Below are 15,668 nucleotides of genomic sequence, written 5' to 3' on the forward strand. Positions count from 1 at the left end.
TCAATTTATTAAGGATCACCAAGCCATTCAAAGTATGTCACGTGTAGGAAAATGTATCGATAATGGTCCAATGGAAAACTTTTTTGGCATGCTCAAATCAGAATTATATTATTTAAATAAATATGATACATTTGAAAGTTTAACAAAAGATATTGATCAATATATTCATTTCTTTAACACTAAACGAATCACCTTAAAGATGGGGTTAGCCATTCCAGCATAAAAAACACCTATGGATGAAAAACCATAGGTGCATAAAATTTATTTTTTACCTGTCTACTTGACAGGGAGCAGTTCAAAACAAGTTCCCATCTTTTTCATTTATTCGATAAATGACATAGAGAGAAATCACAGTAGTAATAAAAACACCATCTAAACTTAGTTTAGATGGTGTTTCTATAGTTAACGTTTATACCCATTCAAACCCTTTGGATTGGATGAAAGAATGACTTTCTTCGGGTCCTGATTGGCCAGGCTCATATTCGTATAGTGGAGCAGAGTGTTCAGTCCAATTTTTTAATATTTCATCGACAAATTGCCAAGAATATTTTACTTCATCCCAATGTGTAAAATATGTATTATCTCCATCGATTGCGTTTAAAATCAATCGTTCATAATCTTCTGGAGTGTTCATTTGAACAATTTTATCATCAAAGTTATGAAGATTGGTTTGATCGAGAGCCATGTCTTGAAGTTGGCTTTTCTTATTGACTGTTAATGCAAATCCCTCATTTGGAGCAATATGAATGGTAAGTACATTTTGAAGTGGAATATTGTGTTCATTTTTAGTGTTTGAGAATAAATTTTTTTCAATTGGTTTAAAGAAAACATGAATGACAGTTTCTTTTTCTTTCATTTTCTTTCCAGTACGAATAAAGAAAGGAACACCTTGCCATCTAAAATTATCAATATAAAATTCACCTGCTACAAAGGTTTCTGTAGTTGAATCTTTAGAAATATTTTCTTCATCTCGATAACCTCGATATTGTCCACGAATAGTCTTCTTTAGAACAAGTTGATCCGTTAAAGGTTTTAAGGCTGCAAGTGCTTTAATTTTTTCTTTTCTTACATCAGAAGAATTTAAGTTTGCAGGTGGTTCCATTGCAAGTAAGGAGATAATTTGTAAAACATGATTTTGTACCATATCTCTTAAAGCACCACTAGTATCATAGTAAGCACCGCGTTCTTCAACACCAACTGTTTCAGCTAGTGTAATTTGTACATGTTCAATATAATGATGGTTCCATAGAGAATTAAAAATAGGATTAGCAAAACGAATGGCTGAGATGTTTTGAACCATTTCTTTTCCTAAATAATGATCAATTCTAAAAATTTCATTTTCACTGAAAGCCTTGTTAATTCCGTCATTTAATTGTTTGGCACTAGGGTAATCATGGCCAAATGGTTTTTCAATAACAAGACGTGTATATCCGTCTGTATCTTTAAGTCCCTCAGAAGCTAAATGACTCGTAACGGTCTCGAAATGTTCAGGTGCAAGTGCTACATAAAATAAGCGATTGCCTTGCGTTTCATAGGTAGATTCTAATGACTCTGTTAATTTTTTTAATTCTTGATAATGAGATCGATCATTAATATTATGAGCGATATAGTAAAAATGGGAAATAAATTCTTTTTTTATTTGATTTTCATCAGATGAATCATTTTCATCCGAAATGGCTTCGAAAACAGTTTGTTGTAATATCTTATTATCCCATTCTCTTCTTGCTGTTCCTATTACAGCAAAGTTTTTATTTAAATAACCATTTTTGTATAATCGGTAAATTGAGGGAAACAATTTACGACGTGCTAAATCACCAGTAGCACCAAAAATAGTTATTAAAGTGGGCCTTTCAATCGTTTCCATATAGAACCTCCTCGTCAAATCCGTTCACACTTAGTTTAAACGATAAAGGTCTCGATGTAAATTATTCTGTCTAAATGATTCATTTAATATTCAAGCATAAAAATCAGATATCTTATTTTTTAACAATTGCTAATCGTAGAAAAATTGGTTAAACTACTGGAAGAGAAGGGAAGATTGTATGATTAAATTATTAAAAACATTATTAACTCAACCAGAACAATTAAATCAAATGATGCGACGTCGTAAGCCATCATATTGGCAAATATATTTCTTTACTGTAGCAATAATGATGATACCTTTTATGATTCAAATGTTAACAGTGAGTTATTCCATAAAAAATGATATCAACCAATTAGAAGAGCATATTCCGACATTTGAAATTGATAAACAAAATTATTTAAAATTAGATAATGATTCAAAAAAAGGATTTGTTTATTATTCAGATACTTTTAATTTTATTATGACAGAAGAAGATCAAGCACCAGTAAGAAGTGACGATCAATTAATTTCTGTCGAATTTTTAAAGTCTAATGTCTCAATAAAGACAGGTATTCAAGATTTTAGTTTAAAATATTCGGAATACCCAGAGCTTAATCAGCAGGTCGTTAAAAAAATAATGAGTAGTCTCTTTAATAATCCGCTAATCATTGTGACTTACTTTACAGTATTATCTTTTATTGTTAGCACAGTTTATTTATTCTTTATTCAATTTATTTATCGCATCGTATTAAAAGCAGTTTCGACTATGATGGGCGTACTAATCTCTCCATTTGCTTTTAAACGTTTAACAATCGTTCTTAGCGTCGTTCCAATTTTTATATGTGCTTTGCTTAATGTGGCACTACCTTTCAATTTTTCATATTTAGGTGTAGGAATATTATTGTTCATTATCGGTGCGATTCGTGTATTTTTAAAAACAAAATCTAAAACAAAGCAATAAATATAGGATGGACGAAAGGGAGGATTGTTTGTGAAAATAATTATCTCACCGGCTAAAAAAATGAAGAAAGATACCGATTCTTTTTCAGATTTAACGCAACCTATTTTTTTGAATGAAGCAACTATCATTCTTCAGACGTTGCAGCAGTTATCTAATCAAGAATTGCAGTCTTTATGGAAAACTAATGATAAATTGACACAAGAAAATATTGTCAGACTGTATGAAATGGACCTTTATAAGCTATTGACTCCAGCTATTATTGCTTATGAAGGAATACAGTATCAATATATGTCGCCTGATATATTCACGAATGATGAATTAACTTACATTCAGTCTAATTTGCGTATTTTATCTGGATTGTATGGTGTTTTAAAACCATTTGATGGTATTGCCCCATATCGGCTTGAAATGCAGTCAAAGTTAGATATTAATGGAATTAAAGGATTGTATAATTTTTGGGCGGAAAAAATATATAATGAAGTAAGTGATGATTCAAAAATCATCATTAATTTAGCATCTAAAGAATATGCTAAATGTGTTTCTAAGTATTTAACTTCGGATGATCGACTAATTGATATTTATTTTGGAGAATTAAAGGATGGGCGTTTTGTTCAAAAAGCGACGTATGCAAAAATGGCAAGAGGAGAGATGGTTCGATATATGGCTAAGCACAATATTCAAACAATTGATCCAATAAAAGCTTTTAATGAATTAAATTATACATTTGACTCAGAACGATCGAATAATCATCAGTTCTACTTCATAAAATAAAAAAACGTTTGTTACTGGAGCCTAATAGCTTTCAGTAACAAACGTTTTTTATTTGGAATGGCGTTTATTTAAACGATTATTTCGTTTTCTTTGATCTGATATTTTATCTTTAATTTTCTTTTTATACCCAGGTTTAACACGTTTCTTTTGTTTTTTAATATAGCCTAAAGTGTTAGCTTCAAGTTCTACTTTTTTGTCTTTTTTTCTAATGCGACGATTTAATCGACTAGCTGTAGGGACTAACTCTTCATCTTGGTATTGAACTTCAATAAAATTAATCCCACGTTTTTCTAATGCCTGAATGGCTGGAACTAAATCAGGATGATAGAAAGTAATTGCAGTTCCTTCAATCCCTTGACGACCTGTTCGTCCTACACGATGAATAAAGAATTCTAATTCATCAGGTATGTCAACGTTGATAACATGAGATACTCCAGGAATATCAATTCCTCTTGAGGCTAGATCACTAGCGACTACATATTGAAATTCTAAATCACGAATTCGTTTCATAATGCGACGGCGTTCTCTATTTTCTAAATTACCATGAATTTTAGCAACTTTTAAACCACGTTGTTCTAAAGCATAATGAATAGAGTCAACACGTTCAATCGTGTTAGCAAATATAAGTACTAAATAAGGATGTCCAATTTGAATAACTTGATGTAACAAATCGATTTCATTTTTTGATCGAGTATTTAGTAAATAATTAGTAACGGTTGATGTTACTTCATTTTGATCTAAAGAGAAAATGGTTGGATTTTCCATATATTTTTTTAAAAAGGCAAATAGTTGTTGTGGGATAGTCGCACTAAAAGCGTATATTTTTAAATTTTTTGGCATGCGACTAGCGATTTGATCGATTGTATTTAAAAAGCCTAAATCCATCGTCATATCTGCTTCGTCTATAACTAGATGTTGAGCGGTATGAATATCAAGCCCACTATTTTGAATGAGATCATATATTCTTCCAGGTGTTCCGATGACTACTTGTGGTTGTCTTCTTTTAAGTAATTCTGTCTGACGTGCTTTGTTACTACCACCGACTAAGTGATCAATTACAATTGGTTGGTCCCGAAATTTTTCAATCGATAAAGCCATTTGATATAATTGTTCAGATAATTCACGACTTGGACTTGTAATAATTAATTGTGTTTCTTTTTGTTCAGGATCGACTTGACCAAGTAATGGTAATAAAAAGCCATGACTTTTTCCGGAACCAGTACGTGATTGTGCAACGATACTTTCCCCTCTAAGTATGGCAGGTATTACAGTCTCTTGTATAGGAGTAGGTTGTTTAAAATTTAAGTGATTGATTGCTTCCAAAATAAATGGAGGCAAATTATAAGTTGTAAAGCTCATTGAATCATCGCCTTTCTTACGATATGTATCATAACTATATTTGATGCGTTAGCATGTATCCATTGTAACACAATGTTATACAGACTCCTACAGTACAATTTTCTGTTGAAAGAAATATTAAATTTTTTTGTTTATCGTGATGAAAGGAATGAATTTTGTTATACTATAAAAAGCGTATAGAATGAAAGTAAAGAGGGAAGACATGGCAAAATCAATTCGCATTAATAATCATGAAAAAAAACGATCACATATACCTTTTCGATTAAATTTATTATTTATCATTGTTTTTGTAGCTTTTGCGGCACTAATCATTCGTTTAACTTTTCTTCAAATAGTAAAAGGGCCAGAATTTACAGCTCTTGTTGAACGAACGGAGACAACTATATCTAATCAGTCAGTACCACGAGGACTAATCTATGATTCAAAAGGACGTATTTTAGTAGGGAATGACCCAGAACGAGCTATCATTTATTCAAGAGATATTACGCATGATGCCTCTGATATTGTAGCAACAGCTAATGAATTAAGTCGATTGATCAAAGTACCAATTGATAACTTAACTGAACGAGATTTAAAAGATTATTGGGCAGCAATGAATCCAAAAGAATTAGTTAAACGAACACCTAAAAATCTTGGGAAATTGTCGCCTGGTGATGTTTATCAAGAACAGTTAAAACAAATTAAATCGAATGAAATAGAGTATGATGATAAGACCAAAAATGCAATCGCAATTTATAAGAAAATGAATGGAGCATATGCTTTATCAACGGTAACCATTAAAAATAAAGGGGTGACTAACGATGAAGTGGCTGAAGTTAATGAGCGATTGAATCAATTAGATGGTATTGATGTTTCAACAGACTGGACACGTCACTATCCTGAAAAAAATTTATTAAGAAGTTTATTAGGAAATGTTACTACTGAAACAACAGGTTTACCTGAAGATCGTGCAACTGCCTTTTTAAACAAGGGATATGCTTTAAATGATCGTGTAGGTAATAGTTACTTAGAAGAACAATATGAACCGATTTTAAGAGGAACAAAAAGAAAAATAAAAAATATAACCAATGCACGCCGAGATGTACTCGATTCTAAAATTGTATATGATGGTAAAAAGGGTGATAATCTCGTTTTAACATTAGATGTTGATTTTCAAAAACGAGTAGAAGGTATTGCTGAAGAAACTGTTAGACAGTTTAAATCTGGATTAGCAGATCGGGCATATATCGTTGTCATGAATCCAAAAACAGGGGATTTACTAGCGGTTGCTGGGAAAAAATATGCGTCTTCAGATGAAGAAGTAGAACGAAGTGATAATGGTATTTTGGATGATTCTCTAGGTGCAATAAATAGTTCTTACGGTATGGGATCTTCAATTAAAGCAGCGACCGTTTTAGCCGGTTATATGGATGGTGTAATCACTCTAGATGACAATGTTATTGTGGATGAGCCAATTGTATTTCAAGGTTCTCAACCGAAGTCTTCTGTCTTTAACCGTGATGGACAACAAATTCCGATGAGTGATATTGATGCGCTCGAACGCTCTTCTAACGTGTATATGATGAAACTGGCTATGCGAATGGGTGGACAGTCTACTTATGAAAAAGGTGGACTTCTTGATATTCAAACCAGCGTGTTTGATAAATTGAGAAACTATTATGCACAATTTGGTTTAGGTGTAAAAACGGGAATTGATATTCCAAGCGAAAGTGTTGGCTTTAAAGGGCAGTCAAGAGAAACCTTTTATGCCTTGGACTTTTCTTATGGACAGTATGATTTATACACTCCATTACAGTTAGCTCAGTACATGAGTACGATTGCTAATAACGGAATCCGTGTTTCTCCACGGCTTGTTCAATCAATTTATGATACTTCGGACAATGGCGATATTGGCTCATTAAAGGCTTCTATGCCGACTAAAATAATGAATCATATTGCAGCAAATAAAAATGAAATTGATCGTGTTAAACAAGGTTTATATCAAGTAGTTCATGGCTCAAAAGGGACTGCTTCAATAGCTTTCAGTGGTTTTAACGTAGATGTAGCAGGAAAAACTGGAACTGCCGAGGCCTTTTATGATGGTCCAATTGTTGATCAAAAGGGAAGCGCAGTAATTAACTCGACATTTGTAGGATTTGCACCGTTTGAAAATCCAGAAATTGTTGTTGCAGTAGTATTACCTTATCAATCAACTGGTGAAGAAGATACTTATGCAACTAACATAGCACGTAAAGTGTTTGACTTGTATTTTAATCAAAAATGGAGTGTACCTAAAGTTGAAGAAAATTCCGAAACGCAAGATACTCCGCCTGAATAATTTTTTCATTAAAGATATAAAGCTAGTTAATCGATATTTCGATTAACTAGCTTTTTTTTAACTTAATTTAATACTGTAAAAAAACAGAATGTCATCGACATTCTGTTTGAGTAACTGATTAGTTATTTAATTGCAATAATTTGAGCAATTTGACTATATGTCATACCTGGACTTAATTGATACTCACCTGGTTGTATGTTCACATCATAACCGTTTTCTGTTAAATAAGCTGAAAAATCAGCTTGACTGTCAATTAATCCCATATTAGCTAAACGACTTGATACATCGTAAGATGATTCGCCTGGATTAATTACTAATGTGCTTTCACCTTCAGATGACTCTTTTTCACTAGAATCAGCAGAATTTTCATTTTTAGATTCTTTAGTACTATCTTTCTTATCATTTTTCATTTGCTCTTTTTTAAGATCTTCGATTTCTTTTTCTTTATCTGCTTTGTATTGTTCAAACTCAGCTTTTAAGTTGTCATATTCTTTAGACGCTACAGCATCTTGCGCCATCATATTAGTAATGGAAGCAGGTAGATGTGGCTTAACAAAAATCATTGCTGTAACAATGATTGCAGATAATAAAAAGCCGATTCCAATTGATCTAAAAGTAGTTTTCATCATTTTCCTCCTATCTTAAAGATTGTTCTTCTAAGTAACTATCAATAACTAGTTGAACTGTAGAAACAGGTACATTTAGTTCATGAGCGATATCTTCAAGCGCTTCACCCTGATTATATAAAGAAATGATTGTCTCTTTATTTGAAAGAGTACTATTAAAGAAATCATAAGATGACTCAATAGTAGATTCTTCTTCTTCTGGATAAAATTGATATCCCATTTCATCGGACTTCTTGCCATATGAATCATAATCGTCATAATCATTACTTAATGATGAAGTAGAAAATGATTCATCCGAGTCGTAGTCTAGATATTCAGTGTTATCCTTTTCATACGAATGATCTAATTCATTTGTTGGATAAATTTCCTCATTTGTCAAACTATGTCTTGGATTCAACTGATCTTCCAATTCTTGAATTTGACGTTTTAACTGATAATTTTCTCTACTTTGCTTGAGCAATTCATCATTTAAATTTTTGACATCTGCGTCATTTGTTTTACTTGCAGGGATGATTAGCGAAATAATAAAGCTAATAATCGCAAAGATAAGTAATACGATAATTATTGACCATTGCATATTTTTACACCTCTCTTATTTATTTAAGTTTATAATTTAATCATAATCGACCCTTTACATGATTGCAAGATTTTATCATTATTAATATAATAGATTATCTAGCAATAAGTTATTGGACCATCATAAATTATAATTAACACAGTTTATCCTATAAAAAATAAAGATCAAAATCAATTCACAGCACTATAATTTATTTAAATGTTAATGATTACGTGATAAATCATATGTATGATCAGAATTAGATTAGTTTTCATATAAAATTTTGATTCAAACACTAGATAAATTAAAAAGATAATGTTATAATGTTGTAGTTGGAGGCTTTGTCCTCTTGTGAATTTGAAATGCTAGAGGAGGTCAGTTCAATGCGTGTAAATATTTTATTAGAATGTACAGAGTGTGGCGATCGTAACTACTTAACTAAAAAGAACAAACGTAACAATCCAGAACGTTTAGAAGTTAAGAAATATTGCCCAAGATTGCGTAAAATGACACTTCACCGCGAAGTGAAAAAATAATCATTAGAAGAGCTTATACCATATTCGGGTATAGGCTTTTTTTATGAAATATTTCATTAAATTTTTCAACTGAATCATATACAATATGTTACAATAAAGATAATGTTCACAGTAAAGGAGGTAACATGTGCGAGTATATAATAGACGATCATCTTTTAATATTAAATATAACCAAAATATTGCAACAACAGTATTTTTAGCAATTCAAATTATTTATTTTATCTTTCTAGAATGGCAAGGTGGATCAACAAATAGTGCCGTATTACTCACTTATGGAGCAAAAGTTAATCCTTTAATTACAGTGGGAGAGTATTGGCGATTGATTACCCCCATTTTTATCCATATTGGATTTATGCATTTAGTGATCAATAGTTTATCCTTATATTACTTAGGTGATATGATTGAACGTCTTATCGGCACAGTGCGATTCAGTATATTGTACTTATTAAGTGGACTAATGGGGAATTTAATTAGTTTTGGATTTAGTCCATCATTGTCAGCAGGTGCATCAACATCCATTTTTGGATTATTTAGCTTCATGGTCGTGTTAGGCTATTTATTTCCTTATAATAATTACTTAGCACAAACTGGACAAAGTTTTAAAGTGTTAATTGGGTTGAATATCATTTTTGGCTTTTTCAGTGGTGGCGTTGATAATTTTGGACATATTGGTGGCATTATTGGTGGTGTACTTATTGGACTGTTACTTGCAACGCCTAAAAATTATCCAAGACGATTTTTAATTATGCTATCAGTGACATTAATTTTTATATTAATTAGCATTTATGCTTTTTATCGTGGTCAAATAATCACAATCAATCAGTATGGAATTTAATTTATTTAAAAATATAAAGGGGTAGAGATTATGAACTATATCATCGGAATTGATTTAGGTGGAACAACTGCAAAAATTGCTTTAGTCGAACCAAATGGTGAAATTTTCAGTAAATGGGAAGTAAAAACACGTATTGAATCAGAAGGCCAATACATCATTCCAGATATTATTGAATCTATTCAACACGTATTAAAAGAAAAAAATATTTCTCTAGAGAATTTATTAGGAATTGGTATGGGTTCACCAGGACAGGTAGATTTAGAACAACGAACAGTTGTAGGTGCGTACAATTTAAATTGGAAAACTGTTCAGCCGGTTGGAGCAGAATTGACTAAAGCTTTTGGTGTCCCAGTATATATTGACAATGATGCTAACGTAGCTGGCTTAGGTGAGCGTTGGATGGGTGCTGGTAATAAAAGTGATCACGTTGTATTTGTTACATTAGGAACAGGTGTAGGTGGCGGTGTTATTGCTAACGGTAGATTACTACATGGAATTAGTGGATCAGCTGGCGAAATTGGTCATATGACAGTTGAAACAAATCATCCATTTACTTGTACATGTGGCAAAGACGGATGCTTAGAAACAGTAGCAAGCGCTACTGGATTAGTTAATCTAGCTCGTTGCATGAAAGATAAAGAGACCGAACCGAGTCAATTGAAAGAATTACTTGAAACAGCAAATCAAGTAACGGCTAAAGATATTTTTGATTTAGCCAAAGAAAATGATTCAATGGCGTTAAAAGTTGTTGAACAATTCAGTCAATACTTAGGTTTAGCTTTAAGTCAAATTGCCAATATTTTAAATCCAGAATTTATTGTTATTGGTGGTGGTGTTTCGCAAGCAGGGCAATTTCTAATTGATCATGTCATTCCTCATTATGAAAAATATTTATTCCCACAAATTAAAGAAACTTCACATTTAGCGTTAGCACAATTAGGAAATGATGCTGGTGTTTTAGGTGCCGCATCACTTGTTTTAATGAATGAATCTAAATAAATAGGAGCGATAAGTAGATGAGACAAATCACAGTACTTGGCTATATCAATATAGTATTATTTATTATTTTAATTGGTTACGGTGGTTGGTTACTTTATTTATACTTCATGCGAAAAAAAGTAACGAAACTGCTTGATTCTGAAGCATTTAATCATTTAATCCGACATACACAATTAATTGATATTCGTGAAAAGTCAGAATTCAATGAACAGCATATTTTAGGTGCTAGAAATATTCCTTTTACAGAGTTTAAGCAACGAATGCATGAAATAAGAAAAGATCAACCAATTCGTTTGTACGGAAATGGTGTTACTTTACCAGGACGGGCTGCTTTATTTTTGCACAAAGCTGGATATGAAAATATTTTCATCTTGAAAGATGGATTTAGTGCATGGACTGGAAAAGTTAGTCCGAGAAAGTAATAGTGTTCAAAATAAAAAGCAGTTGGTCATTAAATGACTAACTGCTTTTTTAAGTTTCACAAATGATTGTCTATTTAGAAAAAAATTGTCCATACACAGCAATACCTGTTGAAATTAAAATAGTTCCAACCATTGCAAAGAGCATTAACCATACAACAATTTTTGTGACGATATCAAAAGTCGTACGTTTTTTAGGACTATTTTTTCCGCGTTTATAAAGTGGTTGATTCCTCATAGTATGCCTCCTCAAACTGATACTATATTATTTTACTGTATATTTAAAGAAATGCAATACTTTTTAGATTGAACTTATAGATTTGAGTAACAAAACTAAAAAATAAGCACGACATTCTCTAAGGTCTAAGATGTATGTTATAATTATAAGGAAATAACGGGTGTAATATTTAATAGGATAATTTCTATCGAGATTAACCAATTAAAATCGTTAATTAATCTTTTAGAATATTTAATTAAAGGAGCGGATTGAATGAACAAGCAACAAGTAGGCGTTATCGGAATGGCCGTAATGGGTCGTAATTTAGCTTTAAACATCGAAAGAAATGGGTATAGTGTCGCTTTATATAATCGGACACATTCAAAAACGCTTGAAGTAGTTAATGAAAATCCAGAAAAAAATTTATTGGCAACTGAAACGATTGAAGAATTTGTATCATCACTTGAAATCCCTAGACGAATTATTTTAATGGTTAAAGCAGGTCAAGCAACTGATTTAACTATTCAATCATTATTACCTCATCTTGATAAAGGTGATGTATTAATTGATGGTGGGAATACTTTCTTTAAAGATACGATGCGACGCAACACAGAACTTGCGTCATCTGGAATTAATTTTATTGGTACAGGTGTTTCTGGCGGTGAAGAAGGAGCTTTGTGGGGACCATCGATTATGCCAGGTGGCCAAAAAGAAGCATATGAATTAGTTGCACCAATGTTAGAAAAAATAGCTGCTAAAGCAAAAGATGGAGAACCTTGTGTAACTTATATTGGAGCTAATGGAGCAGGTCATTATGTAAAAATGGTTCATAATGGCATTGAATATGGTGACATGCAGTTAATTGCAGAGAGTTATGACTTATTAAAACGAGGTCTTCACTTACCACATGAAGAATTAGCTAAAATATTTGCTGAATGGAATACGGGTGAATTAGATAGCTACTTAATTGAAATTACAGCAGACATTTTAAGTAAAAATGATCCTAAAACAGGTAAGCCAATGGTGGAATTAATTTTAGATGCAGCAGGTAATAAAGGGACAGGTAAATGGGCTAGTCAATCGGCCTTAGATTTAGGAGAACCTTTACCTTTAATTACTGAATCTGTATTTGCTCGTTATATCTCTGCTTTAAAAGATGAACGAGTTAAAGCTAGTCAATCAATTCCAGAGATAAAAGGCCAACGTCAGGATGATTTAAGTACAGACGAATGGGTAGAAAAAATCAGACGAGCATTATATTTTAGTAAAATTATGAGTTATGCTCAAGGTTTTGCTCAAATGAAAACAGCGAGCGGAGTATACGAATGGGACTTACAATTAGGTAACATTGCCAAAATTTTCCGAGCTGGTTGTATCATTCGTGCAGGATTCTTGCAATATATCACTGATGCATATGAAAAAGATACATCATTGACTAACTTACTATTAGACGATTACTTCCAAAATATAGCAATGTCTTATCATCAAGATGTTCGAGACGTTATAGGCATGGCCGTTCAATTAGGTATTCCAGTACCGACATTAAGTTCAGCTATCGCTTACTTTGATTCATATCGTTCCGAACAATTACCTGCTAACTTAATTCAAGCTCAACGTGATTACTTTGGAGCACATACATATCAACGTATTGATCAACCTGGAACATTCCATTTCAATTGGCAAGATGAAACAGAAGAAGGTTGGGAATAAAAGTAGTTAACAATTTTAAATAAGAGCAATTATATAAAGGGGATAGTAGTTTTAAAGCTATCCTCTTTATTTTATTGTCATAAAGTAGCTAGTTTTCTCAAATATTAATTTCTTGAAAATAACTAATTTTTTATAATATGTTGTAGGTATTTTTAAACATTACACTATCACTAATATTTATAATTATTATAAATATTACCCATAGCACATTAAAAAACAATTTGAACAATCTTAAAGATATGTGATATAATCAAAGCGTTAACCCTTAGTGAAAATTGACTTAAAAAATTATAGAGGGATGGTATCATGACGAATAAAAAACAACGCGTTTTGATTATTGAGGACGAGAAAAATTTAGCTCGTTTTGTTGAATTGGAATTACAGCATGAAGGTTATGAAACACAAATTGCTGCTAATGGTAGACAAGGGTTAGAGTTAGCTCTAGAAGAAGATTGGGATATCATCTTATTAGATTTAATGTTACCTGAGTTGAATGGATTAGAAGTTGTTAGACGGATTAGACCGTCAAAAGATACACCAATTATTATTATGACAGCTAGAGATTCAGTGATGGATCGAGTTTCCGGTCTTGATCAAGGAGCAGATGATTATATTGTTAAACCGTTTGCCATTGAAGAATTATTAGCACGTATTAGATCATTATTTAGACGAATTGAAATCGAAGAAGATATTCGTAACAATAAGCAAACAATGATTGCGTTTAAAGATTTATCAATTGAAAAAGAAAATCGTATTGTTCGTCGCGGTGATGACATCATCGATTTAACAAAACGTGAGTATGAATTATTATTAATGTTAATGGAGAATATTAACGTTGTCCTATCAAGAGAAGTATTACTTGAAAAAGTATGGGAATATAAAAATGAAGTAGAGACAAATGTTGTTGATGTTTATGTCCGTTATTTACGAAATAAAATCGATCGACCACATGAACCAAGTTATATACAAACTGTACGTGGAACCGGTTATGTTATGAGGGATGTTTAATGAGCGAAAGTCGTTGGTATCACGTTCGGAAAAATCAACCACAACGTTTAAAAAAATCTTGGTGGCTGTTTTTAACAGTCACTTTTTTTTCGGTATGTCTTATACTAAGCACAGTATTTTTATTTTTATTTTTAAATTATGCTTATGAGTCATCGGTTAAAGATGCGAAAGAACGTGCAAATTATAATATTTCATTACTTCAAAATGAAAATGTTCTGACTTCTTTTAAAATTACTCAAAATTCGTTTAATTTTAATCAACCATATTTAGAGGACGCTCCATATTCAGACGTCGTCAATCATCCTTTAGAAGTTCGCTTTTTTAATCGGTCACGCGAAGCGATTTTTTCCACTGTCAAAAATCCAGTACAAATGGATTTTACCAGTTTACCAAGATCGCGAGCGACTCAATTTGGAAAAACTAAAGTATTTCAAATGTCTGGTCCGATATACAACCATTCGTCCAATCAATTACTTGGTTATTATCAATTTGTTGATTATCTGGGGGATTATAAAGCGTTAAAAAGAGAAGCTGTAAATCAATATATTATATTTGTTATTTTTTCTTTATTATTTTCAACAATTGCAGGCTATATAATGTCAACAATCTTGTTCCGACCTATTCATCGTTTATCCAGAATAATTACAAATGTTGATGAGGATAATATTCACCAAGTTCTTCTTCAAGAACCTAAACGAAAAAATGAGTTTTATGATATTATTTTTCATTTAAATCATTTGTTAAAGCGGATTTCTTATTACTTAGATCAACAAAAACATTTTGTCGAGGACGCGTCTCATGAACTACGTACACCAGTAGCGATAGTCGAGGGGCATTTAAATTTACTTAATCGTTGGGGGAAAGATGATCCAGAAGTATTGGAAGAGTCGTTACAGGCGTCATTATCTGAAATTGGACGTATGAAAATTTTAGTACAGGAAATGCTTGATTTACAACGAGCTGATCAAGCGGTTATGATGTATAAAGAAGAAACTACTGAAATTGTGAGTCATACTAAAATGATTCATCATAACTTTGAATTACTTTATCCTGATTTTATATTTTTCTTACATAATGAACTTAATACAGATCAAGTCTATGCACAAATATATTCCAACCATTATGAACAAGTTCTTGTTATATTGTTGGATAACGCTGTAAAATATTCATTAGATCGCAAAGAGGTTCATATCTCGCTATCGTTAGATTCGCAAAATATTCATATTGCTGTACAAGATTTTGGTGAAGGAATGAGTAGTGCGGATCAAGCAAAAGTATTCTCTCGATTTTTCAGAGTGGATAAGGCACGATCTCGTGAAAGCGGAGGTAATGGGTTAGGTTTATCAATTGCTAAAAAGTTAATCGATAATTATAACGGAAATATTCGCTTAGAAAGTGTTCTAAATCATGGATCAATTTTTCGAATTGTCTTGCCTTTGAAATCAAATGATTCAGAAGACGATGTCATATAAAAAATACCGCACGAATGGATTATCTATTATCCGTTTGTG

Annotated in this window: 16 protein-coding genes; 11 read left to right on the forward strand and 5 right to left on the reverse strand. The window is 32.0% G+C overall.

Going from position 1 to position 15,668, the window contains the following annotated elements; genetic code table 11:
* Nucleotides 1-223, forward strand: a 223-nt coding sequence (locus tag L866_RS0101595) for an IS3 family transposase (protein WP_025728502.1), incomplete at its 5' end; no start/stop codon positions are given.
* Nucleotides 224-409: 186 nt separating this feature from the next.
* On the opposite strand, the gene zwf is transcribed toward L866_RS0101595, so the two are convergent.
* Nucleotides 410-1,864, reverse strand: coding sequence for a glucose-6-phosphate dehydrogenase (gene zwf / locus L866_RS0101600; RefSeq protein ID WP_035445910.1), 1,455 nt, complete (start codon nt 1,862-1,864; stop codon nt 410-412).
* A 178-nt stretch (nt 1,865-2,042) separates the two neighbouring features.
* Between zwf and L866_RS0101605 the strand changes: the two genes are divergently transcribed.
* A complete protein-coding gene (locus L866_RS0101605) occupies nt 2,043-2,804 on the forward strand; it encodes a DUF1189 family protein (protein ID WP_025728506.1) in 762 nt (253 codons plus the stop codon).
* A gap of 30 nt (nt 2,805-2,834) precedes the next feature.
* Nucleotides 2,835-3,575, forward strand: a complete 741-nt coding sequence (gene yaaA / locus L866_RS0101610; protein ID WP_025728508.1) for a peroxide stress protein YaaA — start codon at nt 2,835-2,837, stop codon at nt 3,573-3,575.
* A 48-nt stretch (nt 3,576-3,623) separates the two neighbouring features.
* On the opposite strand, the gene L866_RS0101615 is transcribed toward yaaA, so the two are convergent.
* Nucleotides 3,624-4,934: a DEAD/DEAH box helicase gene (locus L866_RS0101615; RefSeq protein ID WP_025728510.1), complete on the reverse strand. Its 1,311-nt coding sequence runs from the start codon at nt 4,932-4,934 to the stop codon at nt 3,624-3,626.
* Nucleotides 4,935-5,136: 202 nt separating this feature from the next.
* Here L866_RS0101615 and L866_RS0101620 point away from each other — a divergent pair, with 202 nt between their 5' ends.
* Entirely contained in the window at nt 5,137-7,251 is a 2,115-nt protein-coding gene (locus L866_RS0101620) for a peptidoglycan D,D-transpeptidase FtsI family protein (protein ID WP_025728512.1), read from the forward strand.
* 122 nt (nt 7,252-7,373) lie between these two features.
* On the opposite strand, the gene L866_RS0101625 is transcribed toward L866_RS0101620, so the two are convergent.
* Nucleotides 7,374-7,877, reverse strand: a complete 504-nt coding sequence (locus L866_RS0101625) for an endolytic transglycosylase MltG (RefSeq protein WP_025728514.1) — start codon at nt 7,875-7,877, stop codon at nt 7,374-7,376.
* 10 nt (nt 7,878-7,887) lie between these two features.
* Nucleotides 7,888-8,454 (reverse strand): helix-turn-helix domain-containing protein, encoded by a 567-nt coding sequence (locus L866_RS0101630; RefSeq protein WP_025728516.1) that lies wholly within the window; start codon nt 8,452-8,454, stop codon nt 7,888-7,890.
* Between the two features lie 362 nt (nt 8,455-8,816).
* On the opposite strand from L866_RS0101630, the gene rpmG reads away from it, so the two are divergent.
* From rpmG to L866_RS0101650, 4 genes are all read left to right on the forward strand, one after another.
* Nucleotides 8,817-8,969 carry a 50S ribosomal protein L33 gene (gene rpmG, locus L866_RS0101635; RefSeq protein WP_025728518.1) on the forward strand — a complete coding sequence of 51 codons (153 nt, stop codon included), beginning with the start codon at nt 8,817-8,819 and terminating at the stop codon, nt 8,967-8,969.
* Between the two features lie 127 nt (nt 8,970-9,096).
* Nucleotides 9,097-9,804 (forward strand): rhomboid family intramembrane serine protease, encoded by a 708-nt coding sequence (locus L866_RS0101640; protein ID WP_245578421.1) that lies wholly within the window; start codon nt 9,097-9,099, stop codon nt 9,802-9,804.
* 27 nt (nt 9,805-9,831) lie between these two features.
* Nucleotides 9,832-10,803, forward strand: coding sequence for an ROK family glucokinase (locus L866_RS0101645; RefSeq protein ID WP_025728522.1), 972 nt, complete (start codon nt 9,832-9,834; stop codon nt 10,801-10,803).
* Nucleotides 10,804-10,820: 17 nt separating this feature from the next.
* Nucleotides 10,821-11,225: a rhodanese-like domain-containing protein gene (locus tag L866_RS0101650; protein ID WP_035445914.1), complete on the forward strand. Its 405-nt coding sequence runs from the start codon at nt 10,821-10,823 to the stop codon at nt 11,223-11,225.
* A 70-nt stretch (nt 11,226-11,295) separates the two neighbouring features.
* Here L866_RS0101650 and L866_RS09210 read toward each other — a convergent pair whose 3' ends face one another.
* On the reverse strand, nt 11,296-11,460 hold the full coding sequence (locus tag L866_RS09210) for a DUF4044 domain-containing protein (protein WP_084030240.1): 165 nt from the start codon (nt 11,458-11,460) through the stop codon (nt 11,296-11,298).
* Between the two features lie 252 nt (nt 11,461-11,712).
* Here L866_RS09210 and gndA point away from each other — a divergent pair, with 252 nt between their 5' ends.
* From gndA to L866_RS0101670, 3 genes are all read left to right on the forward strand, one after another.
* Nucleotides 11,713-13,149, forward strand: coding sequence for an NADP-dependent phosphogluconate dehydrogenase (gene gndA, locus L866_RS0101660; RefSeq protein WP_025728526.1), 1,437 nt, complete (start codon nt 11,713-11,715; stop codon nt 13,147-13,149).
* A gap of 306 nt (nt 13,150-13,455) precedes the next feature.
* On the forward strand, nt 13,456-14,157 hold the full coding sequence (locus L866_RS0101665; protein ID WP_025728528.1) for a response regulator transcription factor: 702 nt from the start codon (nt 13,456-13,458) through the stop codon (nt 14,155-14,157).
* Nucleotides 14,157-15,629: a sensor histidine kinase gene (locus L866_RS0101670; RefSeq protein ID WP_025728530.1), complete on the forward strand. Its 1,473-nt coding sequence runs from the start codon at nt 14,157-14,159 to the stop codon at nt 15,627-15,629. The genes L866_RS0101665 and L866_RS0101670 overlap by 1 nt, the downstream gene beginning before the upstream one ends.
* The last annotated feature ends 39 nt before the right edge of the window (nt 15,630-15,668 follow it).

The organism is Atopobacter phocae ATCC BAA-285 (assembly GCF_000526675.1).
Lineage (GTDB): Bacteria > Bacillota > Bacilli > Lactobacillales > Aerococcaceae > Atopobacter > Atopobacter phocae.